A 20,629-nucleotide genomic window follows, 5' to 3' on the forward strand; every position below is an offset into this window, starting at 1 on the left:
ACACGGCCGGGTAGCCCGGCCAGTGGAAACCCTCACCTGTCAGGCGCAAGCCGCGCTTCTCCGGAGTGCGGTGTCCCCCGGCCGACGGTGGGATGAGGCTCGCGGGCCGTCCGGCCCTCACGTATCCCCACCCACTCCGTGACAGCGGGCGGCGCCGAGCGCCGTCGGGCCGGCACGGGGAAGGAAGTCATCACGTGAAGAGTCAGAGCTCAACTCCTCAGCGTTCCCGGACCTGTCGTCGGGTCCTCTTCGCCACTGCCGCCGCGGTGCTCGCCGCCTCCGGCCTGACCCTGGCGCCCGCCGCGCAGGCCGATGACGGTGCGCGCGGCGGCGGTCATCCCAAGCCCCCGAGGCCGCCGGGCGATGTCAGTGGTGTTCAGGAGTTCACCGAGGACGGGACGTTCATCGCTCCCCCCGGCGTCACCTCGGTCCACGTCCAGGCATGGGGCGCGGGCGGCGGTGGCGGCGGGGGCGGCGGCGGTGCCAGCGCCACGCTGACCGGCACCGGCGGCACGGGTGGCGGCGGCGGGGCCGGTGGCTTCACCTGGTGCGTCCTCAATGTCACGCCCGGACAGGCCTACACCGTGGACCTCGGCGAAGGCGGCACCGCCGGTACCGCCGGGCCGGGTGGTCCCGTGGGCGGCAACGCCGGTGGGAGCGGTGGCACCGGCGGGAGCGGGTCGGCCACCTCCGTGACCGACGCCGGTGGTGACATCCTGCTCGCCGCCACGGGCGGCACGGGCGGCACCGGCGGTGGTGGCGGCGGCACCGCTCCGGGCATCCCGGGCACCGGCGGTGACGGTGGCGCGGGCTCGTGCGACAGCCTCTCCGCGGTGAACCGCACCGGTGAGGACGGCGAGGACGGCGCTCAGGGCGGTGAGGGCGGCGACTCGGCCGACGGCGCCGTCGAACTGCCCACCGATGACACCGCCGAGGGCGGCGACGGCAGCGCCGGCGGCCCGGGCGGCGGCACCCCCGGCTCCAACGGTCCCGCCGGGGAAGCGGGCGGCGACGGTTACACGGTCATCTACTGGTGATCCCGCGCGGATCATCCCGTCCGGCTGACCGCCCCCCGGCCCTCGGGCCGGGGGGCGGTCGTGTGACGGCGGGGGGCGGGTGGTTCCCGAAACGTTCCGGGTGGTTCCCGAAACGTTCCCGCAAACAGCTTCTAGCCCGCGAGGATCCGCTCGATGACGGCGGCGACGCCGTCATCGGTGTTGGCGGCGGTGTGATGGGTGGTCGCGGCCAGGACGTCCGGGTGGGCGTTGGCCATCGCGTACGAGGTGCCCGCCCAGCTCAGCATCTCCAGGTCGTTGGGCATGTCGCCGAAGGCCACGACCTCCTCGGCGGTGATCCCGCGCTCGGCGCAGCACTGCTCCAGGGTGCTGGCCTTGCTGACACCGGTACCGCTGATCTCCAGCAGGGCGGTCGGGCTGGAGCGGGTGAAGGAGCCGTGCTCGCCCGCGGCGGAGCGGCCGAGCGTGAGGAAGGCGTCCGGGGCCAGCTCCGGGTGGTGGGCGAGCAGCTTGATGATCGGCTGGTCGGCGTGGGCGAAGCCGTCGTCGAGCAGCTTCTCGGCGGGGGCGTGGACCGCCCCCGGGTCGAGGTGGAAGGGCGGGTACTCGGGCTCGTAGAAGATGCCCTCGGTCCGCTCCACGGCGAATGAGGTGCCCGGGGCCGCCGCCCGCAGCGCCGTGACGGCGGAGAGCGCCGCGGCGGGGTCCAGCGGGCGGACCTTGATCAGCCTGCCGCCCTGGTGCAGATCGACCACGGCGGCGCCGTTTGCGCAGATCGCCAGGCCGTGGCCGTGCACATGGGCGCTGACGACATCCATCCAGCGGGCCGGGCGGCCGGTCACGAAGAAGACCTCGATGCCTGCCCGCTCGGCAGCGGCGAGCGCCTCGACGGTGCGGTCGGAGACCGTCTTGTCGTTGTGCAGCAGGGTGCCGTCGAGGTCGGTGGCGATCAGCCGGGGCCGGGGTGAGCCGGTGCCGGAACGGTCTGTGGCCGGATTCCCGGGCCGCTCGGTTGCTGGAGTCACGGCAACCATCCTCCCGCATAGGCCGCTCATCGGTGTGCGAAGGGGCTCGGGTGCGTACGTATGCCCGGTGGCGCGGGCCCCTACGCCCGTCCCTCCCCGGCCCGGCGGCCGAAGGCCCTCCTGGTCGTCGGCGTGCGGAGCTGTCCGCGGGACCGCTTAGGCTCGTCGGTATGCGACTGAGCACCGTGATCCTTCCCGTCCAGCGCTGGTCCGAGGGCGGCCGGGAGCTGTGGCGGCGCGCCGAGGAGCTGGGCTTCCACGGCGCGTACACCTATGACCACCTGTCCTGGCGGGTGCCGTTCCGTGACGGCCCCTGGTTCGGCGCGGTGCCCACGCTGACCGCCGCCGCGGCGGCCACCTCGCGGCTGCGCCTCGGCACGCTGGTGACCTCGCCCAACTTCCGGCACCCGGTGACGCTCGCCAAGGAGCTGATCACGCTGGACGACATCTCCGGCGGCCGGATCACGCTCGGGATCGGGGCGGGCGGCTCCGGCTTCGACGCGACGGCGCTGCGCCGCGCCGATGAGGAGGCGTGGACCCCGCGGGAGCGCGCGGACCGCTTCGGTGAGTTCGTGGAGCTGCTGGACCGGCTGCTGACCCAGGACGCGGTGACGTACGAGGGGAAGTACTACAGCGCGCTGGAGGCGCAGAACATCCCGGGCTGTGTGCAGCGGCCCCGGCTGCCGTTCGCGGTGGCCGCGACCGGTCCGCGCGGGCTGCGGCTGGCCGCGCGCCACGGCCAGGCGTGGGTGACCACGGGGGATCCGAAGGTGGCCGCCACCGGTACCGCGGCCGATTCGGTGGAGGCCATCGCCCGCCAGGTCGAGGCGCTGGGCAAGGCGTGCGCGGAGGCCGGACGGGACGCGGGCGAGCTCCGGAAGATCCTGCTCACCGGGTTCACCCCGGACGGCGCCGGTCCGCTGGCCTCGGTGGACGCCTTCGTCGACTTCGCCGGGCAGCACGCGGCGCTCGGCTTCGACGAGATCGTGGTGCACTGGCCGATCCCGGACTCGATCTTCGCGGCGGACCAGCGGGTCTTCGAGCGGATCGCCACGGAGGGCGCCGCGCAGCTCGGCACCGGCTGAGCCACGGCCTTGCACCGTCCCGGAGCCCCCTCGCCGAGGGGGCTCCGGGACGGTCAGGACCCGCACAGGCGGTGAAGACCGGCATAAGGGGCAGAATCGGGTATAGAGGCTTTCGCTGCCGCAGTCCCGTGGAGGCATCCATGGCGCGTACCCGATACGCCCCGGACCGGGGGCTGACCGCCCGCATGGTGACCACGATGTTCTTCATCGGTCTGCTCTACGTGGTCTTCGTCGGCGTGCTGCTGGCGCTGGTGCGGGGCGCCTGGCCACTGATCCTGATCATCGCGGGCGGACTGTTCGTGGCGCAGTTCTGGTTCAGTGACCGGATCGCGGCCTACAGCATGGGCGCGAAGGAGGTCACCGCGGAGCAGGCGCCCGAGCTGCACGGTGCGGTGGACCGGCTGTGCGCCCTCGCCGATATGCCCAAACCGCGCGTGGCCATCGCCGACACCGATGTGCCCAACGCCTTCGCCACCGGGCGCAACCAGCGCAACGCCCTGGTGTGCGCGACGACCGGTCTGCTGCGGCGGCTGGAGCCGGACGAGCTGGAGGGGGTGCTCGCCCATGAGCTGTCGCATGTCGCGCACCGCGATGTGGCGGTCATGACCATCGCCTCCTTCCTCGGGGTACTGGCCGGGATGATGACCCGGGTCGCGCTGTGGGGCGGGCTGACCCGCGGCGGCAGCCGCGACAACAACACCGCGATCGCGGTCCTGCTGATCCCGCTGGTCAGCGCCGTGGTCTACGCGATCAGCTTTCTGCTGACCCGGCTGCTGTCCCGCTACCGCGAGCTGAGCGCCGACCGGGCCGCCGCGCTGCTGACCGGGCGGCCCTCGGCGCTCGCCGCCGCCCTGACCAAGGTGACCGGGCAGATGGCCAGGATCCCCACCCGCGATCTGCGCAAGGCCGAGCCGTACAACGCGTTCTGGTTCGCCCCGGCGCTCTCCGGCCGGAGCATGAGCCGGCTGCTCTCCTCGCATCCGACGCTGGAGCAGCGGCTGGACCAGCTCGGCCGGATCTCGGCACAGCTCGGCCAGGCGGGAAGGGGCTGAGCGGCGTGGGGTTCTGGGACGCCGTGCTCGGCCGCAGCAAGCCCGTACGCCCCGACCTCGACCGGCTCTTCGGGCTGCCGGGGGCGGCGGTCACCCTGGAGGCAGCAGCGGGGTTCATCCCCACCGGGCTGGGGTCGGTGTGCTTCGCGAGTGTGGAGGGCGGGGCCTTCGCCCGGCTCCGCCAGGATGTGGAGGAGCTGCTCGACGCGGACACGGGGGCCGGACGGGACGGGGTGCCGGTGGAGTTCAGCCGGGACGCGTACGGCTACACCTGGCTGCTGGCGCGGCAGCCGCCGGACGATACGGCCGCCCTGGTGAACGATCTGCACGCGGTCAACACCCTGCTCCAGGACGGGGGGTTCGGCCCCCAGCTGCTGTGCTCGCTGCTGGGGTTCCGGAACGCCTCCGACGGCCGGTCACTGGCGCTGGTCTACCTCTACAAACGCGGCACCTTCTATCCCTTCGCGCCGCTGCCGGGCGGTGCCGAGAAGCGTGACAACGGACTCGAACTCCAGGTGCGGGCGATGCTCGGGGACGATCTGACGATCGAGGAGGACCTGGGTCGCTGGTTCCCGGTGTGGGGCGCACCGGGCCTGTAAGCCCTGTCCTGCCGGTCTTCGCGCGTCCACGAAGATCGACAAGACACGGCCTGGCGCCGCCCCGGACCGGCGCCGCCCCCGCACCGCTTCACGGCCTCACTTGGGGCGGCGCCCCAGCCGGGCGGCGGCGCGCAGCGCCACCGGGGCGACCCGGGACAGCACGGCCGCGGCCTTCGCCTCCGGGGTCACCGGCACCACCGCCGCGTCGCGCAGCACGGCCCGCAGGATCGCGTCCGCGACCTTCTCCGGCGGGTAGGCCCGCGGGGCCAGCCGCCTCAGCGGCCGGTCGTCCCGGGTGCGGGCGTAACCGGGGCAGATCACCGAGACGCCGATGTCCCGGTCCGCCAGCTCGGCGCGGAGCGATTCGCTCAGCCGCACCACGGCGGCCTGGGAGGCGCCGTACGCGGACAGCGACCGGGACGGCCGGAAGGCGGCGGCCGACGCGGTGTTGACGATGTGGCCGCCCTGGCCGCGGTCGGCCATCTGACCGCCGAAGGCCCGGCAACTGTGGACCACGCCCCACAGATTGGTGTCCAGCACCCGGCGCCAGGCGTCCGCCGAGGTGCCGAGGAAGGAGCCGGACAGCCCCTCCTCGGCGCTGTTGACCAGCACGTCCACCACGCCGTACTCGGCGGAGACCTTGTGGGCCAGCTTCTCCACGGCCGGCTCGTCCGCGATGTCCACCGCCTCGGCCCAGGCGTGCGGCGCCCCGGCCGAACGCGCCAGCGAGGCGGTGTGCGCCGCGGCCTCCGCGTCCTGGTCCACGGCGATCACCCGGGCGCCCGCCTCGGCGAACGCCACGCAGGTGGCCCGGCCGACGGCTCCGGCCGCGCCGGTGACCAGCACCAGTTGGCCGCCGAACCGCTGGGCGTACGGACCGGGTGAGGCCGAGCCGGGGCGCGGGGCGCCCTCCGTCACGGAGGTGATGAACTCGGTGATCCACGCGGAGAGCTGATCGGGCCGGGAGCGCGGCATGAAGTGACGGGCGGCGAGGGTGCGCCGGGTCAGATCCGGCACCCAGCCCTCCAGATCGTCGTAGAGCCGCTGGGAGAGGAAGGGGTCCCGGGTCGGGACGATGAGCTGGACCGGGGCGTGGGCATGGGCGTCCTCCCGGGGGTGCAGCAGCCGCTCGCGCACATTGTCCCGGTAGAGCCAGGCGCCGTGCGCCGCGTCGCCGGGCAGCGAGGCGGTCGGATAGCTCTCGCTCGGCACCCGCTCCAGCCGCTCCAGGACGCCCGGCCAGGACCGGCCGAGCGGACCGCGCCACAGCGCCTCCGGCAGCCGCGGGGTGTGCAGCGCGCCCACGTACCAGGAGCGGGCGGACTGGCCCAGGAGCTGGGCGACCCGGCGCGGGGTGGGCCGGGTCATCCGCTTCCTGATCCAGTGGCCGAAGTGGTCCAGGCCGGGGCCGGACAGCGAGGTGAACGAGGCGATCCGCCCCTGGGCGCGCGGGACCGTGACGAACTCCCAGCCCTGCACCGAGCCCCAGTCATGGCCCACCAGGTGGACCGGCTTGCCCGGCGAGACCGCGTCGGCCACGGCCAGGAAGTCATCGGTGAGCTTCTCCAGGGTGAAACCGCCGCGCAGCGGCTCCGGGGCGGTGGAGCGGCCGCAGCCGCGCACGTCGTACAGCACGACATGGAAGCCCGATCCGCCCGAGGCGAGGCGGGTGGCGACCTCCGACCACACCTCCTTGCTGTCCGGATAGCCGTGCAGCAGCACCACGGTGGGCCGCGCCGGATCGCCGAGCTCGGCGACGCACAGCTCCACCCCTCCCGTACGGATCGTGCGCTCGGCCGCTCCCGCGATCCCGTCCCTCACCCTGTCCTCCCCTTCCGCGCGGGAATCGGCTTCCGCGCATGAATCCGGCGTCGTCCCCGCAGGAGACGGCGTCTTCACGGCGTCTTCCACGCATGAACCCGGCGAACCGTGCCCAGGACGACCATGCGCGGCGTTCGAAATCGCCGTCAAGAGGGCCTTCTCCTCCTGTGGATACCACGGGTAACCCCCTACTGGGGGTGCCGTTCCCCTACGGGCGCCTCCGACCCGAGGACTACGTAAATCCAGCCATCAGGACTGACGCCGGATGTGGCTCAGCCCACTACGGTCGAACACGTGACTGTGATCGCCACCGAAAGCCTGAGCAAGCGGTTCCCCAGGGTCACCGCCCTCGACCGGCTCACCGTCGACATCACACCGGGCGTCACCGGCCTGGTGGGTGCCAACGGTGCCGGCAAGTCAACCCTGATCAAGATCCTGCTCGGTCTCTCCCCCGCCACCGAGGGCCGCGCCACCGTGCTCGGCCTCGATGTGGCCAAGGACGGCAGCGCCATCCGCGAGAGCGTCGGCTATATGCCCGAGCACGACTGTCTGCCGCCCGATGTCTCGGCCACCGAGTTCGTCGTCCATATGGCGCGCATGTCCGGGCTGCCACCGTCCGCCGCCCGTGAGCGCACCGCCGACACCCTGCGCCATGTGGGCCTGTACGAGGAGCGGTACCGGCCCATCGGCGGCTATTCGACGGGTATGAAGCAGCGGGTCAAGCTGGCCCAGGCGCTGGTGCACGATCCGCGGCTGGTGCTGCTGGACGAGCCGACCAACGGTCTGGACCCGGTCGGCCGGGACGACATGCTCGCCCTCATCCGCCGTGTGCACACCGACTTCGGCATCTCGGTCCTGGTCACCTCACATCTGCTCGGCGAGCTGGAGCGCACCTGTGACCACGTGGTGGTCATCGACGGCGGCAAGCTGCTCCGCTCCAGCTCCACCAGCGACTTCACCCAGGCCACCGCCTCCCTCGCGGTCGAGGTCACCGACACCGCGGACCACCCGGACGGCACCGGGGTGCTGCGCGCCGCGCTGGACCGCGCGGGGCTCACCGTCCAGCCCGCCGGACGCGGCGCCGACGGGGCGCCCGCATCGGACCACGTCCTGCTGGTCGACGTGGCGGGGGACGAGACCTACGACACCGTCCGCGACGCCATCGCCGAACTCGGCCTCGGTCTGGTCCGCATGGAACAGCGCCGCCACCGCATCGCGGAGATCTTCCGCTCCGACGACGAATCCGCCGGCGTCCCCGCCAAGGGCACCGGCACCGACGCACCCGGCACCGACGGAACCGGCGCCCACGGGAAGGGAGGTGCCGTCGATGCCGCCTGAGACCGTGCCCCAGCAGCGCGCCGACGTCATCCACAACATCGGCTACCGGCATTACGAGGGCGCCCGCCTGGGCCGCGCCTACGCCCGCCGCTCACTCTTCTCGCAGAGTCTGCGCGGCGCCTACGGCCTCGGCCGCTCGGCGAAGTCCAAGGTCGGGCCGATGCTGATGCTCGCCGTGATGTGCCTGCCCGCCGCGATCATCGTCGCGGTGGCGGTCGCCACCCAGGCGAACAAGCTCCCCGTGGAGTACACCGGTTACGCGATCATGCTCCAAGCCGTGATCGGCCTCTACACCGCCGCCCAGGCACCCCAGGCCGTCTCCCGCGATCTGCGTTTCAAGACGATCTCGCTGTACTTCTCGCGTCCCATCAAGACGGTGGACTACGTGGTGGCGAAGTTCGCCGCACTGGTCTCCGCGATCTTCTTCCTCACCGCGCTGCCCCTGCTGATCCTTTACGTCGGAGCCCTGCTCGCCAAGCTGGACTTCGCCGAACAGACGAAGGGCTTCGCACAAGGACTGGTCTCCGTGGCTCTGCTCTCGCTCCTCTTCGCCGGTCTCGGCCTGGTGCTCGCCGCCATGACACCGCGCCGCGGCTTCGGTGTCGCCGCCGTCATCGCCGTACTGACCATCTCCTACGGCGCGGTGAGCACCGTTCAGGCCATCGCCTGGGACCAGGGCAGCACCGACGCGATCAGCTGGCTCGGCCTCTTCTCGCCGATCACCCTCGTCGACGGGGTGCAGACCGCGTTCCTCGGCGCCACCTCCGCCTTCCCCGGCGAGTACGGGCCGTCCACCGGGACCGGTCTCGTCTACCTCCTCGTCCTCCTCGGCCTGACCGCCGGCTCGTACGGCCTGCTGATGCGCCGCTACCGAAAGGTCGGGCTGTGACCACGATCGCCATCGACAATGTCTCCCGCTGGTTCGGGAACGTCGTGGCCGTCAACGACGTGACCATGACGATCGGCCCCGGGGTCACCGGCCTTCTCGGACCCAACGGCGCGGGCAAATCCACCCTGATCAACATGATGGGCGGCTTCCTGGCCCCCTCCACCGGATCGGTCACCCTCGACGGCGACCCGATCTGGCGCAATGAGCAGGTGTACCGCCGGATCGGGCTGGTCCCCGAGCGGGAGGGGATGTACGACTTCCTCACCGGCCGCGAGTTCGTCATCGCCAACGCCGAACTGCACGGGCTGCCCGATCCGCGCGCCGCCGCCCGCAAGGCGCTGGACACCGTCGAGATGGACTACGCCGGTTCGCGGAAGATCTCCACCTACAGCAAGGGCATGCGCCAGCGGGTGAAGATGGCCTCCGCCCTGGTGCACGAACCGTCGGTGCTGCTGCTCGACGAGCCGTTCAACGGGATGGACCCGCGCCAGCGGATGCAGCTCATGGACCTGCTGCGGCGGATGGGCGACAACGGCACGACCGTGCTGTTCTCCTCGCACATCCTGGAGGAGGTCGAGCAACTCGCCTCCCATATCGAGGTGATCGTCGCCGGACGGCACGCCGCCTCCGGTGACTTCCGCAAGATCCGCCGGCTGATGACGGACCGTCCGCACCGCTATCTGGTGCGCTCCAGCGACGACCGCGCCCTTGCGGCGGCCCTCATCGCCGATCCGTCGACCACCGGTATCCAGGTCGACGCCGGTGATGGCGCGGACGGCGGACTGCACATCCAGGCCGTCGACTTCACCCGCTTCACCGAACTGCTGCCCCGGGTCGCCCGCGACCAGGGCATCAGGCTCCTCACGGTCTCGCCCTCCGACGAGTCCCTGGAAAGCGTCTTCTCCTACCTCGTCGCGGCCTGAAAGGAGCCCTCAGCGATGTCCTCGCTCTACCACCCGACCGTCGCCCGGCTCACCTACCGGGCCCTGCTCGGCCGCCGCCGCGCGCTGATCCTGTTCTCGCTGCCCGCGCTGCTGCTACTCATCGCAGTGGCCGTACGGCTGCTGACCAGTGCCGATGACGCCACGGCCGATGGCATCCTCGGCGGTTTCGCCATCGCCACCATGGTCCCGCTGATCGGCGTGATCGCCGGTACCGGGGCGATCGGACCGGAGATCGACGACGGTTCGGTGCTCTACCTGCTGGCCAAGCCGGTGAAGCGGTCCACCATCGTGATCACCAAGCTGATCGTCGCGATCGGCGTCACCGCCGCCTTCTCGGCGATCCCCACCCTGCTCGCGGGCTTCATCCTGAACGGCAACGGCCATCAGATCGCCATCGCCTACGCCGTCGCCGCCGCGGTGGCCTCCGTCGCCTACAGCGCGATCTTCCTGCTGCTGGGCACCGTCACCCGGCATGCGGTGGTCGCGGGCCTGGTCTACGCCCTGGTGTGGGAGGCGCTGTTCGGCAGCCTGGTGTCCGGGGCGCGCACGCTGAGCGTCCAGCAGTGGGCGCTGGCCCTCGCCCAGAAGATCGGCGAAGGGGATCTGATCACGTCGGACGTCGCTCTGCCCACTGCCGTGGTGCTGCTGGTCTCCGTGACGCTGGCCGCCACCTGGTACGCGGGCAGCAAGCTGCGCAGTCTCACCGTCGCCGGTGAGGAGTGAGCCGGCACACGCACTCCCTCTCGTCACCGGTGGCGGCGGTCGTGATCACGGCCGCCGCCACCGGTGTTGACACCCGGCCCCGGCATTGCCTTGGCTCACCTCCGTGAAATCCGACCGGCTGCTCTCGATACTGCTGCTCCTCCAGACCCGCGGCCGGGTCACCGCCGTGGAGCTCGCCGAGCGGCTGGAGGTCTCGACCCGCACCATCTACCGGGATGTGGAGTCCCTGTCCGCGGCCGGAGTGCCGGTGTACGCGGAACGCGGCCGCCACGGCGGGATCACCCTGCTCCCCGGCTACCGCACGGATGTCACCGGGCTCACCTCGGACGAGGCGCGGGCGCTGTTCGTGCTGGTGGCGCAGAGCACCCATGCCGCGCTCGGCCTCGACAGCGCCCTCGGCTCCGCCCTGCGCAAGGTGATGGCCGCGCTCCCCGCCGCGCACCGTCCCGCCGCCGAGCTCACCAGCCGCCGGATCCTCGTCGATCCTGGGCGCTGGTGGTCCCGCCCCGCGCCGGAGGCCGATCTCGAGGTGCTCCAGACCGCCGTGCTGACCGACCGCAGACTGCGCATCCGCTACCGGCACGGCGGGGAGACCGCGCTGCACGACTACACCGTCGATCCCTACGGGCTCGTCGCCAAGGCGGGCATCTGGTACCTGGTCGCCGACCGTGACGGCACCCCGCGGCTGTTCCGCGCCGACCGCGTCGACGCGGCGTCCCTCGTCGACGAGCCGGTGCGGCGCCGTCCCGGTGCAGAGCTGAAGGGGGTGTGGGAGGAGCTGCGGCGCGGAATCGAGGAGCGGCCCATGCCGCTGCGGGTCCGGGCCAGGGTGCGGCGCACCAAGCTCGACCGGTTTCTGCGGATCGTCGGCGCGCTGGTGGCGCGGCCGCAGGAGGTCGGTGGCGACGCGGAGTGGGCCGAGGTGGAGCTCGCCTATCCGACGCTGGCCGCGACACGTCAACTGCTCCAGTTCGGCGGGGAGGTGGAGGTGCTGGAGCCGCCGGAGGTGCGCGCCGAACTGGCCGCCGTCGCCGCCTCCATCACGGGTGTGTACCGCTGACCGCCGGACCCCGCTCCCGCCCCGGCGGCGGGCCGTCCGCCGTCAGCTCCGCCTCCACCGTCTCGGCGAACTCCACGGCCACCGGACTCAGCGCGTCCCACCGCCGCACCGCCCACCCCGCCGCCAGCGGGGGCAGCGAGGGGATCGGTATCAGCCGCAGCGCGGGATACGCCGCGACCGGCTCCCGCCACCCCGGCAGCGCGGGCACCACGGCGTGCCCCAGGCCCAGTTCGGCCAGCAGGATGGCGGTGTCCCAGTCGGCCACGCTGGTGGTGGAGACGGGTTCGGTGCCCTGCCGGGTGAGGTGCTCCTCCAGCCGGTGCCGGGACACGGAGTTCTCCGGCAGCCGGATGTGGCGGATGGACGCCAGCTCCCCGGGGCCGATCTCGGTCCGCTCGGCGAGCGGGTCCCCGGCCCGTACGGCCAGCACCCACGGCAGCTCCAGCACCGGCCGCAGCTCCACACCGCGGGCCGGGGAGCCAATGGTGATCCACGCCAGGTCGGAGGTGCCCGCGGCCAGCGCCTCGAAGCAGCGGCGGCTGGAGTTCTCCGTCTGGAACTCCAGGTTCACCCGTGGCCGGTGCCGCCGGAAAGTCACCACCCCGGCCGACATGAAGTGCCGTACGGTCGTCGCCCCGGTGGTGACGCGCACCGTACCGGCGCCGCCGCGCTGGATGTCGCGCAGCCGCCGCAACGCGTGGTCCAGCCCGACCAGACCGTCGGCCGCCGCCCGGTGCAGGATCCATCCGGCCTGGGTCGGCGCCACTCCGCGCGGCCGCCGCTCCAACAGGGCGATGCCCAGCTCCCGTTCCAGCCGCTTCACACGCTGGCTCACCGCCGACTGGGTACAGCCCAGATCGCGGGCGACGGCACTGAGGCTGCCGGAGTCGCAGACGGCCGTGAAGGCCCGGAGGTCGTCCAAGGTCATCAACCCAAGCTACAGCTAAGGGGTTTGGAAGAAATCCCGAGGATTGACTAGGAGGTGGGCCCGGGACGACGATCTGAGTGGCGCCCAGGGCGGCAACCCGCCCCCGGCCACGCCACCGGATCCGGACCGGACGGCGTGCCCCGGGGGCGGGTGCCGACCCGCCCTCTTCCGTCGGGTCTCCGCTGTGCGGAGCCACCGTCCGGATCTGCTCCGCACCCCAACATGGCTCGTGGCAGGGCTGGTTGGTAGGAAGCTCTGAACTCCGGATGGTTGAACTCTGTTCATCCAGACGACTGTACGGATCTTGACCCTTGTCAGGAACCTGCCCAACCTGGGGCAAGCGCTTCCCCCCACAGATCGCGCCATCGTCCGGCACCCACACGGATCGTGATGGCGCGTCGACAACCGAAGACGGAGGAAACCCCTCACATGCGTCGTCTTGCCACAAGTCTCGCCACGGCCGCCGTCGCCGCAGCCACCGCCGTCGCCCTCGCCTCACCCGCCCAGGCCGAACCGGCGGACAAGGCACAGGTGCTCTCCAACTGGACCCAGACCAGCGCCGACAGCTACAACACCTGGCTCTCGGCCCGCAACGACCAGGGCCCCTGGGCCGATTACGCCTTCGACTGGTCGACCGACTACTGCAGCTCCTCGCCCGACAACCCGTTCGGCTTCCCCTTCCAGACCGCCTGTGAGCGCCATGACTTCGGCTACCGCAACCACAAGGCGATGGGGATCTTCGACGCCAACAAGGCGCGGATCGACAGTGCCTTCTACGAGGACCTCAAGCGCGTCTGCGCCAACTACGACGGTGCCTCCAAAACCGCCTGCGACAGCACCGCGTGGACGTACTACCAGGCGGTGAAGGTCCTGGGCTGAGCCCGGGAGCCACCGTCCTGGCGCACCGGGTGGTCCGTCACCGGGCCACCCGGTCCGCCGTGTGGCGGCCGGACCTACGCGGCGGCCGGAAAGAGCCGTTCCAGGACCACCGCGATCCCGTCCTCCGCGTGGGAGGCGGTGATCTCGTCGGCCACGGCCTTCAGCCCGTCGTGCGCGTTGGCCATCGCCACTCCGTGGCGCGCCCACTCCAGCAGCGGGATGTCATTGGGCATATCGCCAAAGGCGATCGTGTCGGCCGCCGTCACCTTCAGCCGCCGGGCGGCCAGCGACAGCCCCGTGGCCTTGGTCAGCCCCAGCGGCAGCAGCTCCACCAGACCGGCGCCCGCCACCGTGACGCCGATCAGACCACCGGCGGCGATCCGGGCGGCGTCCGCGAGGGCGTCGTCGTCCAGCCGGGGGTGCTGGATGTAGAGCTTGCTGATGGGTGCGGTCCAGAACGCGTCCGGGTCGGTGACGGAGACCTGCTCCATGTCGTAGCCCATCCGGTACCCCGGCCCGAACAGCACCTCGCCGTCGAGACCGTCACGGGCCGCGGCCAGCGCCAGCCGACCGGTCTCCGCCTCGATCTTCTCCAGCGCCAGCGCCGCCACCGTGCGGTCCAGGGTGACGGAGGTCAGCAGCCGGTGCTCACCCGCGTGGTAGAGCTGGGCGCCCTGTGAACAGACCGCGATCCCGCGGTAGTCGAGGTCGTCCAGTATGGGCCGGGCCACCGGGACGGTCCGCCCGGTGACGACGATATGCGCGGCGCCCGCCGCGGTGGCCGCCGCGAGCACGGCGCGGGTCCGCGCCGAGACGGTGTGGTCGGGGCCCAGCAGGGTCCCGTCCAGGTCGGTGGCGATCAGGCGGTACGGCAGCGGTCCGGTCGCCGCGGGGGCGTCGCTCACCGGGTGACCGGTTCGAGGACCTCGCGTCCGCCCAGGAACGGCCGCAGCGCCTCCGGCACCCGCACCGAACCGTCGGCCTGCTGGTGGTTCTCCAGGATCGCGACGATGGTCCGGGTGACCGCGCACAGCGTGCCGTTGAGCGTGGCCAGCGGGCGCACCTTCTTGTCCTCGCGCATCCGGATCGACAGCCGGCGCGACTGGAACTCGGTGGTGTTGGAGGTGGAGGTCAGCTCGCGGTACTTGCCCTGGGTCGGGATCCACGCCTCGCAGTCGAACTTCCGCGTGGCCGAGGAGCCCAGGTCACCCGAGGCCAGGTCGATCACCCGGAACGGCAGCTCCAGCGAGGTCAGCCACTGCTTCTCCCACTCCAGCAGCCGCTGGTGCTCGGCCTCGGCCTCCTCCGGGGTGGTGTAGACGAACATCTCCACCTTGTCGAACTGGTGCACCCGGAAGATGCCGCGGGTGTCCTTGCCGTACGAACCGGCCTCGCGGCGGAAGCAGGAGGAGAACCCGGCGTACCGGCGGGGCAGCCGGTCCGCGTCCAGGATCTCGTCCATGTGGTACGCCGCCAGCGGCACCTCGGAGGTGCCCACCAGGTAGAGGTCGTCCTTGTCGAGGTGGTAGACGTCCTCCGCGGCCTGGCCGAGGAAGCCGGTGCCCTCCATGGCCTTCGGCTTGACCAGCGCGGGGGTGAGGATGGGGGTGAAGCCCGCGGCCGTGGCCTGTGCCATCGCCGCGTTCACCAGGGCGAACTCCAGCAGCGCGCCGACGCCCGTCAGGTAGTAGAAGCGGGAGCCGGAGACCTTGGCGCCGCGCTCGGTGTCGATCGCGCCGAGCAGCTCGCCCAGCTCCAGGTGGTCCTTGGGGGTGATGCCCTCGGCCGCGAAGTCGCGCGGGGTGCCGACCGTCTCCAGGACGCGGAAGTCGTCCTCGCCGCCGACCGGGACGTCCGGGTGGACCAGGTTGCCGAGCTGGAGCAGCAGCCGCTGGGTCTCCTCGGCGGCCTCGTCCTGCTCGGCGTCGGCCGCCTTGACCGCCGCGGACAGCTCGCCCGCCTTCTTCAGCAGCTCGGCCTTCTCGTCACCGGCGGCCTTGGGGATGAGCTTGCCGAGCGCCTTCTGTTCGGCGCGGAGCTCGTCGAAGCGGACACTGGAGGACCTGCGCCGCTCGTCGGCGGTCAGGAGCGCGTCGACGAGGCCGACGTCCTCTCCACGAGCGCGCTGGGAGGCGCGCACACGATCGGGGTCCTCACGGAGCAGGCGAAGGTCAATCACCCCACCAGGTTACCGGTGTGGCCTCGCCCCCTCGACGCGATATTCCTTTGTGTCCTTATTTGCCCGTTTTCGCCAGTGTGGGAAACCGGGGGAATTTCTGTGACGCCCACCGTCAAGGAATAGGTGCGCATTCCCTGAAAAGGGGCAAAGAGGTGGGCCCGGGGTGACGGTTTTCCTTGCGGGCGGGGCGAGTTGGCCGCAGGTTGTCCACAGGGGCGGATCGAACCCTGAGAGTTATCCACAGCCTGTGTGTGAGATCTGTGGATGTCGGGGTGATCATTCGGTCCGGCGGAGTGCTCGGCGATGGATTCCCCTATCAAACCTCGTTCACACACTCCTTGAGAGGGGAATGCCTCACTCCAAAGAGTTGGCCAATCGAATTGGGGTGACGGGCACCCTCTGTCCGATAATGGTGAGAAATTGGCTCGCTGTACGGATCTGTCGACAATGTCGTGTTGGTCTGTCGACTTATCCCCAGCACCTGACCGCAGCCTGTGGATAACTATCCCCATCACCCTGGGGACAACGCCGGGTGACGCGGTCGTCAACCGGCGTCCGCCAGGTTCAGGCTCGTCCGTCCTGGCAGCGCGCCAGCCACTCCGACGCCTCCGTGAACGCCTCGTCCGATGTGCCGTGCCGCAGCGGGGCGATCTCCGACGCGGTCACCCCCGCCCGCGGATACGAGCCCAGGAAGCGCACCTTCGGGCAGATCCGCTTGAGCCCCATCAGCGCCGAGCCCACCCGGCGGTCGGTGATGTGCCCCTCACAGTCGACCGAGAAGCAGTAGCGGCCGATGCCCTCACCGGTCGGACGGGACTCGATCCGCATCAGGTTGACCCCGCGCGCGGCGAACTCCTGGAGCAGCTCCAGCAGCGCGCCCGGGTGGTCGTCGCCGAGCCAGATCACCACGGACGTCTTGTCCGCGCCGGTGCGGGCCGCGGGCCGCGCGGGACGGCCGACCAGCACGAAGCGGGTCATCGCGTTCTGCGCGTCGTGGATATCGGTGACCAGGGGCTCCAGACCGTACTTCGGCGCCGCGAACTCACCCGCGAACGCCGCGTCGTACCGCCCCTCCTGCACCAGCCGGGCCCCGTCCGCGTTGGAGGCGGCCGACTCCCACTGGGCCCCGGGCAGATTCCCCGCCAGCCAGTTGCGCACCTGCGGCTGGGCGACCGGATGCCCGGTCACCGTCTTGACGTCCGCCAGCGAGGTACCCGGCCGGACCAGCAGCGCGAAGCTGATCGAGAGCAGCACCTCGCGGTAGATCATCAGCGGTTCGCCGGTGGCCAGTTCGTCGAGGGTCGCGTTGACCCCGCCCTCCACCGAGTTCTCGATCGGCACCAGGGCGGCCGCCGCCGCGCTGGTGCGCACGGCGTCCAGCGTGGCCGGGACCGAGACCATGGGGACCAGTTCGCGCGTGGCGGCCTCCGGCATGGACCGCAGCGCGGCCTCGGTGAAGGTGCCCTCGGGGCCGAGGTACGTATAGCGGCTGGCCGACATCACGGTGGCTCCCTGTGATCAGACGAGGACCGCCACGATACCCAGCGGGGCGCACCCGGCGCCCATGCCCGGGGCCCGCCCCCGGTCCGGGCGGGTCCGGCGGTTCCGGGGGTCCTGGCGGGTCCGGTGGTTCCCGCGGTCCTGGCGGTCCTGGTGGTTCCGGCGGCTCATCCTTCCAAGAGTGCCTGACCGACGTACTCTCCCGGACCGGCGCCGCCGGGGACCGCGAACAGCGCGCTCGCCTCGTGCCGCAGGAAGCGCGAGAGGTCGTCTCCCAGGTCCAGCTTGCGCTGCACCGGTACGAACCCCTTCATCGGGTCGGCCTGCCAGGCGACGAAGAGCAGTCCGGCGTCCGGCGCCCCGTCCTCGCGGAAACCGTCGTGGTAGGAGAACGGCCGCCGCAGCATGGCCGCGCCCTGGTTCGACGCGGGCGCCGCCACCCGGACGTGCGCCGCCCCGGCGATGGCCAGCGAACCGTCCCCGTTCACCTTGTCCAGCCGGACCGGGGTGTCCTCCGTACCGCCGGACAGCGGGGCGCCGTCGGACTTACGGCGTCCGATCACCTTCTCCTGGCGCTCCAGGGAGAGGTGGTCCCAGGAGTCCAGCAGCATCCGGATCCGCCGGACCACCGCGTAGGAGCCGTGCGCCATCCAGGCGGGCTCGCCCTTGGCGGGTACGAAGACCCGCCGCTGGAAGGACGCGTCCGACGGCTTGGGGTTGTTGGTGCCGTCGATCTGGCCCATCAGGTTGCGGGCCGTCATGGGACGGCCGGTGGCGCCGGGTGTGCGGTTGAAGCCGCTCATCTGCCAGCGCAGCCGGGCGGCGCCGCGCGCCTCGCGCTGGAGCGCGCGCAGCGCGTGGAAGGCGACGAGACCGTCGTCGGCGCCGATCTGGATCCACAGGTCGCCGTTGCTGCGCCCCGCGTCCAGGGCGTCCGAGGCGAAGTCGGGCAGCGGGGCCAGCGCCTCCGGCAACCGGTCCTTCAGCCCCGTCCGGCCGAAGAAGGTCCGGCCGAATCCGAAGGTAACGGTGAGCGAGGAGGGACCCGCGTCCAGCGCGATCCCCGTGTCGTCCGGCGGCGCCTCGCCCTCGGTGAGCTGCCCGGCCGTCCTGGACCAGCGGCGCAGCAGCGCCGCGGCCGCCCTGCGGTCCGTGCCGGGGGCCAGGTCGAAGGCGGCGAGATGGCCATGGGCCTGGAGCGGGGTGGTGATCCCCGCCTGGTGCGTGCCGTGGAAGGGCACGGCCGTGCCGCCCACCGAAGTGAGCGGCTCCGGCTCGGAGCGGGTGGCCCCGGCGGCGTACGCACCGGCGGCACCGCCCGTCACCAGACCGGCCGCGCCCGCGGCGCCCGCCGTGCCCAGCAGCCGGCGCCGGGAGATCGGCGAGCCGGTCTCCTGCGCCTGGTCCTGCGATGCGTCCGTCCCGGGGTCGCCCTTCGCGTCGTGCCCCGATTCCTTCCCCGGGTTCCGCCGGGTGTGCTGTTGCTGAGTGCTCATTGCGCGATCTTCACGGTCTTCGTCTCCGTCACCTGGTCGATGTCGGAGGTGCGTACGGTCAGGGAGATCTGCCAGGCGCCGCCCAGGGGCAGCCGCACACTCTCGGTGCTCCAGTGTCCGGTGGACAGATGCCTCAGCGGTACCCGGAGCGGTCCGATCGCCTTCTCCTTGAGGGTCAGCGACAGCTTGACCTCCTCGGCGTCCACGGGCCGGTCGGCCCGGTCCAGGAGGAAGACATGGAGCGAGTTGTCCCCGGGGAGCGCCGGGTCCAGCATGACCACGGCCTTGCCGCGGCCGCTCTTGTTCCCGGTGTCATAGGGGATCTCCACGCTCACCGGCTCCACGCCCAGCGGATCGGGCGCCGCCGCGGCGGCGGGCTGTGCGGTCTCGGCCCGGCCGGGCTGGGTGCCGCTGAGCACGGTGGCCACCGCGAGCAGCACCACGGCCACCACGGTCTCGGCCAGCACCGAGCGGCGCAGTCCGCCGCGCACCGGGTCGGCGTCCCGCTCGCGCAGGGCAGCGGTCCTGTCGACGGCGGCGCGCTGCCGGGCGAGCTGGGCGCTGCGCACGGGATCGGCCGCGGTGCCGGATCCACCGTCGGATCCGGCGTCGTCCTCGGCCGGGTCCTCCCCCTTGCCGCCCGATCGGGCGCTGACGGTACGGCCCGCGGGAGCGGCCGACGCAGCCGCCGCGACCTTGGTCTTGGCCTTGGCCTTGGCTTTGGTCTTGGTCCCGGCCTTCGGCCCCTCGGCCGGGGCGGACTCCCCGGCACCGTCCTCGGCCGCGTCCAGCAGCCGGCCCGTCCAGCGGCGCGACACCGCGGCGAGACCCACCAGCACCGCCATCAGACCGACCTTGACCAGCAGCCACTTCCCGTATTCGGTGCCGGTCAGCGCCTTCCATGAACCCACCTGCCGCCACGACTGGTAGAGGCCGGTGAGCACCAGCACCACCACCGAGGCGAAGGCCAGCCGGGAGAAGCGGCGGACCGCCGTCCGCCCGACCGTTTCGCCCGCGCGCAGCGCCACCGCCAGTGACACCAGTCCGCCCAGCCATACGCCGACCGCGAGCAGATGGAGCACATCCACCGGCATGGCCAGTTCCTTCTGGATGCCGACGGAGGCGTGTTCGGCCATCGCCCAGGTCGCGGCCAGTCCGATCGCGACCACCGTGCCGCCGAAGCCGAGCCCGAAGGCCAGGTCCTGGCGGCGGCCGTGGTCGATCTCGGCGTACTCCTCGTCGTCACCCGCGGCCTCCGCCGCCTCGGCCTCCTCGGTGCGCCGGGTGTACGTACCGAAGAGCACCGCCAGGAAGACCGCCGCCGCGCCGAGCAGCAGCAGCCGCGACAGCATCGCCGCGCCCGGTTTGGTCGAGAGCACATCACCGAGCCTGCCGAGGTCGAGGACCGCGCCGATGCCCTCGCCGTCGGTGTAGGGACCGCGCAGCAGCAACAGCACCAGGGTGGCCGCGAAGAGCGTCACCCAGCCACCGACGGCGATCTTGCGGACCGACCGCGAGGAGCGGCAGACCCCGGCGAACACGCTCGCGCCGACCAGCGCCGCGAACCCGCCGTAGGCCACATAGCGCCCGATCCCGTACAGCGTGCCGACGGTGCTGTCGGACTCCCCGGCCTGGGAGACCGTGACGCTGGTCTTGGACGGGGCGCCGATGGAGAACGTGACCGCGCCGTTGATCGGGTGGCTGTCCTCCGAGACCACCTTCCACGCCACCGTGAACGTGCCGTCCGGCAGCCCGGAGTGCAGTCTCACCGCGGCGGTCGAGGTCTTGCCGCCCACATGGCCGGGCTTTCCGGAGTCCACCCGCTTGCCCTTGGGGTCGAGCACGCGCACCGAATCGTCGGAGAGCAGCACGCCCTCCGAGAAGTTCAGCGTGATCTCCGTGGGCGCGGTCTGCACCACCGATCCGTCGCGCGGGTCGGTCGAGGTGAGCGTGGCGTGCGCGGACGCCGTGTTCGCGCCGACGGTCAGCGCGCACAGCAGCGCGGCCAGCAGGGCCGCGCAGACCGCCGTCAGCCGCCGGGCGGTGACGGAGCGGGCGGTCCCGGCGGGCGCCGGGGAGGTCAGCGAGGGCATCG

19 protein-coding genes are annotated in these 20,629 nt (G+C 72.0%); 10 read left to right on the forward strand and 9 right to left on the reverse strand.

What is annotated here, in order from left to right; translation table 11 throughout:
* Positions 1 to 194: 194 nt before the first annotated feature.
* Entirely contained in the window at positions 195 to 1,037 is an 843-nt protein-coding gene (locus tag NMK44_RS22865) for a hypothetical protein (RefSeq protein WP_254745980.1), read from the forward strand.
* Positions 1,038 to 1,168: 131 nt separating this feature from the next.
* Here the strand turns inward: NMK44_RS22865 and NMK44_RS22870 are convergent, their stop codons facing one another.
* Positions 1,169 to 2,050, reverse strand: coding sequence for a Cof-type HAD-IIB family hydrolase (locus NMK44_RS22870; protein WP_302888517.1), 882 nt, complete (start codon positions 2,048 to 2,050; stop codon positions 1,169 to 1,171).
* Positions 2,051 to 2,211: 161 nt separating this feature from the next.
* On the opposite strand from NMK44_RS22870, the gene NMK44_RS22875 reads away from it, so the two are divergent.
* The 3 genes from NMK44_RS22875 to pspAB all read left to right on the forward strand — a co-directional run bounded on the left by NMK44_RS22875 (position 2,212) and on the right by pspAB (position 4,777).
* Positions 2,212 to 3,126, forward strand: coding sequence for an LLM class flavin-dependent oxidoreductase (locus tag NMK44_RS22875; RefSeq protein ID WP_254745984.1), 915 nt, complete (start codon positions 2,212 to 2,214; stop codon positions 3,124 to 3,126).
* 140 nt (positions 3,127 to 3,266) lie between these two features.
* The gene (gene htpX / locus NMK44_RS22880; RefSeq protein ID WP_254745986.1) at positions 3,267 to 4,178 is read left to right on the forward strand and encodes a zinc metalloprotease HtpX; all 912 of its coding nucleotides are present in this window, start codon (positions 3,267 to 3,269) and stop codon (positions 4,176 to 4,178) included.
* A 5-nt stretch (positions 4,179 to 4,183) separates the two neighbouring features.
* Positions 4,184 to 4,777 carry a PspA-associated protein PspAB gene (pspAB, locus tag NMK44_RS22885; RefSeq protein WP_254745988.1) on the forward strand — a complete coding sequence of 198 codons (594 nt, stop codon included), beginning with the start codon at positions 4,184 to 4,186 and terminating at the stop codon, positions 4,775 to 4,777.
* A gap of 96 nt (positions 4,778 to 4,873) precedes the next feature.
* Here the strand turns inward: pspAB and NMK44_RS22890 are convergent, their stop codons facing one another.
* Complete coding sequence (locus NMK44_RS22890; RefSeq protein ID WP_254745990.1) at positions 4,874 to 6,598, reverse strand: SDR family oxidoreductase; 1,725 nt, start codon at positions 6,596 to 6,598, stop codon at positions 4,874 to 4,876.
* A gap of 267 nt (positions 6,599 to 6,865) precedes the next feature.
* Between NMK44_RS22890 and NMK44_RS22895 the strand changes: the two genes are divergently transcribed.
* The 5 genes from NMK44_RS22895 (at position 6,866) to NMK44_RS22915 (ending at position 11,552) form a co-directional block, all read left to right on the forward strand.
* Positions 6,866 to 7,936: an ABC transporter ATP-binding protein gene (locus NMK44_RS22895; protein ID WP_254745992.1), complete on the forward strand. Its 1,071-nt coding sequence runs from the start codon at positions 6,866 to 6,868 to the stop codon at positions 7,934 to 7,936.
* The gene (locus NMK44_RS22900) at positions 7,926 to 8,825 is read left to right on the forward strand and encodes an ABC transporter permease (protein ID WP_254745994.1); all 900 of its coding nucleotides are present in this window, start codon (positions 7,926 to 7,928) and stop codon (positions 8,823 to 8,825) included. The genes NMK44_RS22895 and NMK44_RS22900 overlap by 11 nt, the downstream gene beginning before the upstream one ends.
* Positions 8,822 to 9,748, forward strand: a complete 927-nt coding sequence (locus NMK44_RS22905) for an ABC transporter ATP-binding protein (protein WP_254745996.1) — start codon at positions 8,822 to 8,824, stop codon at positions 9,746 to 9,748. The genes NMK44_RS22900 and NMK44_RS22905 overlap by 4 nt, the downstream gene beginning before the upstream one ends.
* Positions 9,749 to 9,763: 15 nt before the next feature.
* The gene (locus NMK44_RS22910) at positions 9,764 to 10,492 is read left to right on the forward strand and encodes an ABC transporter permease subunit (RefSeq protein WP_254745998.1); all 729 of its coding nucleotides are present in this window, start codon (positions 9,764 to 9,766) and stop codon (positions 10,490 to 10,492) included.
* Between the two features lie 103 nt (positions 10,493 to 10,595).
* The gene (locus NMK44_RS22915) at positions 10,596 to 11,552 is read left to right on the forward strand and encodes a helix-turn-helix transcriptional regulator (RefSeq protein WP_254746000.1); all 957 of its coding nucleotides are present in this window, start codon (positions 10,596 to 10,598) and stop codon (positions 11,550 to 11,552) included.
* On the opposite strand, the gene NMK44_RS22920 is transcribed toward NMK44_RS22915, so the two are convergent.
* Positions 11,533 to 12,480 carry a LysR family transcriptional regulator gene (locus NMK44_RS22920; protein WP_254746002.1) on the reverse strand — a complete coding sequence of 316 codons (948 nt, stop codon included), beginning with the start codon at positions 12,478 to 12,480 and terminating at the stop codon, positions 11,533 to 11,535. The genes NMK44_RS22915 and NMK44_RS22920 overlap by 20 nt on opposite strands.
* Positions 12,481 to 12,909: 429 nt before the next feature.
* Here NMK44_RS22920 and NMK44_RS22925 point away from each other — a divergent pair, with 429 nt between their 5' ends.
* Positions 12,910 to 13,359: a phospholipase gene (locus NMK44_RS22925; RefSeq protein WP_254746003.1), complete on the forward strand. Its 450-nt coding sequence runs from the start codon at positions 12,910 to 12,912 to the stop codon at positions 13,357 to 13,359.
* 74 nt (positions 13,360 to 13,433) lie between these two features.
* Here NMK44_RS22925 and NMK44_RS22930 read toward each other — a convergent pair whose 3' ends face one another.
* The 6 genes from NMK44_RS22930 to NMK44_RS22955 all read right to left on the reverse strand — a co-directional run bounded on the left by NMK44_RS22930 (position 13,434) and on the right by NMK44_RS22955 (position 20,627).
* A complete protein-coding gene (locus NMK44_RS22930; protein ID WP_254746005.1) occupies positions 13,434 to 14,264 on the reverse strand; it encodes an HAD family hydrolase in 831 nt (276 codons plus the stop codon).
* Positions 14,261 to 15,538 (reverse strand): serine--tRNA ligase, encoded by a 1,278-nt coding sequence (gene serS, locus NMK44_RS22935; RefSeq protein ID WP_254746007.1) that lies wholly within the window; start codon positions 15,536 to 15,538, stop codon positions 14,261 to 14,263. Before serS ends, NMK44_RS22930 begins: the two co-directional genes overlap by 4 nt.
* Positions 15,539 to 16,102: 564 nt before the next feature.
* Entirely contained in the window at positions 16,103 to 17,038 is a 936-nt protein-coding gene (pheA, locus tag NMK44_RS22940; protein ID WP_254746009.1) for a prephenate dehydratase, read from the reverse strand.
* An 18-nt stretch (positions 17,039 to 17,056) separates the two neighbouring features.
* Positions 17,057 to 17,209, reverse strand: coding sequence for a hypothetical protein (locus tag NMK44_RS22945; protein WP_254746010.1), 153 nt, complete (start codon positions 17,207 to 17,209; stop codon positions 17,057 to 17,059).
* Positions 17,206 to 18,534, reverse strand: coding sequence for an iron uptake transporter deferrochelatase/peroxidase subunit (efeB, locus tag NMK44_RS22950; RefSeq protein ID WP_254746011.1), 1,329 nt, complete (start codon positions 18,532 to 18,534; stop codon positions 17,206 to 17,208). Before efeB ends, NMK44_RS22945 begins: the two co-directional genes overlap by 4 nt.
* Positions 18,531 to 20,627 (reverse strand): copper resistance CopC/CopD family protein, encoded by a 2,097-nt coding sequence (locus NMK44_RS22955; protein ID WP_254746012.1) that lies wholly within the window; start codon positions 20,625 to 20,627, stop codon positions 18,531 to 18,533. The genes efeB and NMK44_RS22955 overlap by 4 nt, the downstream gene beginning before the upstream one ends.
* Positions 20,628 to 20,629: the final 2 nt, after the last annotated feature.

It is taken from the genome of Streptomyces cucumeris, assembly GCF_024295805.1.
Lineage (GTDB): Bacteria > Actinomycetota > Actinomycetes > Streptomycetales > Streptomycetaceae > Streptomyces > Streptomyces cucumeris.